Annotated in this window: 1 protein-coding gene; it reads left to right on the forward strand. The window is 65.6% G+C overall.

Features of this window, described 5'->3' with window-relative positions:
* Nucleotides 1-14: 14 nt before the first annotated feature.
* On the forward strand, nucleotides 15-2,841 hold a 2,827-nt coding region (gene rpoB / locus MYF83_RS42055), incomplete at its 3' end, for a DNA-directed RNA polymerase subunit beta (protein WP_248966418.1).

Raw genomic sequence — 2,841 nt, forward strand, 5'->3', positions numbered from 1 at the left:
CGGAAGGACATCTGTTGGCAGCCTCGCGCAACGCCTTCGCCGTACCCGCTGGTCCCCGCCGCGTATCTTTCGCGCGCATTCAGGAGCCGCTCGAAGTTCCCGATCTTCTCGCTCTGCAGACCGAGTCCTTCGACTGGCTGCTCGGCAACGAGAAATGGCGGTCGCGGGTCGAAGCGGCTCGTCAGGCCGGGCGCAAGGACGTTCCGGCCCAGTCCGGTCTCGAAGAGATCTTCGAAGAGATCAGTCCCATCGAGGACTTCTCCGGAACGATGTCTTTGTCGTTCCGCGACCACCGGTTCGAGCCGCCCAAGTACTCGGTCGATGAGTGCAAAGACAAGGACATGACCTTCTCCGCCCCGATGTTCGTGACGGCGGAGTTCATCAATAACACCACCGGTGAGATCAAGAGCCAGACGGTGTTCATGGGCGATTTCCCGCTCATGACCTCCAAGGGCACCTTCATCATCAACGGCACCGAGCGTGTCGTGGTCTCGCAGCTGGTGCGGTCCCCAGGTGTCTATTTCGACCGTTCGGTCGACAAGACCTCCGACAAGGACCTGTACGGCTGCAAGGTGATCCCCTCACGCGGTGCGTGGCTCGAGTTCGAGATCGACAAGCGCGACAGCGTCGGTGTTCGCATCGACCGCAAGCGCAAGCAGGCCGTCACCGTGCTTCTCAAGGCACTGGGCTGGACCACCGACCAGATTCTCGAGCGTTTCGGTCAGTACGAGTCGATGCGCGCCACCCTGGAGAAGGATCACACCTCCGGCCAGGACGACGCGCTGCTGGACATCTACCGCAAGCTGCGCCCGGGCGAGCCTCCGACGAAGGAGTCCGCTCAGACGCTGCTGGAGAACCTGTACTTCAACCACAAGCGTTACGACCTCGCCAAGGTCGGCCGCTACAAGATCAACAAGAAGCTCGGCGTCGACGCCGAGATCAACCAGGGGACGCTGACCGAAGAGGACATCGTCGCCACGATCGAGTACATCGTCCGGCTGCACGCCGGCGAGATCTCGATGCCCGGGGCGAACGGTGAGATCGTCGTCGAGACCGACGACATCGACCACTTCGGCAACCGCCGCCTGCGCACGGTCGGCGAGCTCATCCAGAACCAGGTCCGCCTGGGCCTGGCCCGCATGGAGCGCGTCGTCCGCGAGCGGATGACCACCCAGGACGTCGAGGCGATCACGCCGCAGACTCTGATCAACATCCGCCCGGTCGTGGCGTCGATCAAGGAGTTCTTCGGCACCTCCCAGCTCTCGCAGTTCATGGACCAGACCAACCCGCTGGCCGGCCTGACGCACAAGCGGCGTCTGTCCGCGCTGGGGCCCGGTGGTCTGTCCCGTGAGCGGGCCGGCTTCGAGGTCCGCGACGTGCACCCGTCCCACTACGGCCGCATGTGCCCGATCGAGACGCCGGAAGGCCCGAACATCGGTCTGATCGGCTCGCTGTCGTCCTTCGGACGGGTCAACTCGTTCGGTTTCGTCGAGACCCCCTACCGCAAGGTCGTGGACGGCCGCGTCACCGAGGACATTGACTACCTGACCGCCGATGAGGAGGACAGGCACGTCATCGCCCAGGCGAACACCCCGTTGCAGCCCGACGGCACGTTCGCCGAGGACCGCGTCCTGGTCCGCCGTAAGGGCGGCGAGGTCGAGTTCATCCGGCCGAACGAGGTCGACTACATGGACGTCTCGGCGCGCCAGATGGTGTCGGTGGCGACCGCGATGATCCCGTTCCTGGAGCACGACGACGCCAACCGCGCGCTCATGGGCTCCAACATGCAGCGCCAGTCGGTCCCGCTGCTCAAGAGCGAGGCCCCGCTGGTCGGCACCGGCATGGAATACCGCGCGGCGACCGACGCCGGCGACGTCATCACCGCCGAGAAGGCCGGTGTGGTCGAGGAGGTCTCGGCCGACTACGTCACCGTGATGAACGACGACGGCACGCGTACGACTTACCGTGTCGCCAAGTTCAAGCGTTCCAACCAGGGCACCTGCTTCAACCAGAAGCCCATCGTCCGCGAGGGCGACCGGATCGAGGTCAACCAGGTCGTCGCCGACGGTCCTTGCACCGACGACGGCGAGATGGCGCTGGGCAAGAACCTCCTGGTGGCGTTCATGCCGTGGGAGGGCCACAACTACGAAGACGCGATCATCCTGTCCCAGCGCCTGGTGCAGGACGACGTGCTCTCCTCGATCCACATCGAGGAGCACGAGGTCGACGCCCGCGACACCAAGCTGGGCCCTGAGGAGATCACCCGGGACATCCCGAACGTCTCCGAGGAGGTCCTGGCAGACCTCGACGAGCGCGGCATCATCCGCATCGGCGCCGAGGTGGTGCCCGGTGACATCCTCGTCGGCAAGGTCACCCCGAAGGGCGAGACCGAGCTGACCCCCGAGGAGCGCCTGCTGCGCGCCATCTTCGGGGAGAAGGCCCGCGAGGTCCGCGACACCTCCCTGAAGGTGCCGCACGGCGAGATGGGCAAGGTCATCGGTGTCCGGGTGTTCAGCCGCGAGGAGGGCGACGAGCTCCCCCCCGGCGTGAACGAGCTGGTCCGGGTCTACGTCGCCCAGAAGCGCAAGATCACCGATGGTGACAAGCTGGCGGGACGCCACGGTAACAAGGGCGTCATCTCCAAGATCCTGCCCGTCGAGGACATGCCGTTCCTGGAGGACGGCACCCCGGTGGACATCATCCTCAACCCCCTGGGCGTGCCCGGCCGGATGAACGTCGGCCAGGTGCTGGAGACCCACCTCGGGTGGATCGCCGCCAGAGGGTGGGACATCACGGGGGTCCAGGAGGCATGGGCCGAGCGGCTGCGCGACAAGGGCTTCG

Origin of the sequence: Sphaerisporangium perillae (genome assembly GCF_023276435.1) — a bacterium.
Lineage (GTDB): Bacteria > Actinomycetota > Actinomycetes > Streptosporangiales > Streptosporangiaceae > Sphaerisporangium > Sphaerisporangium perillae.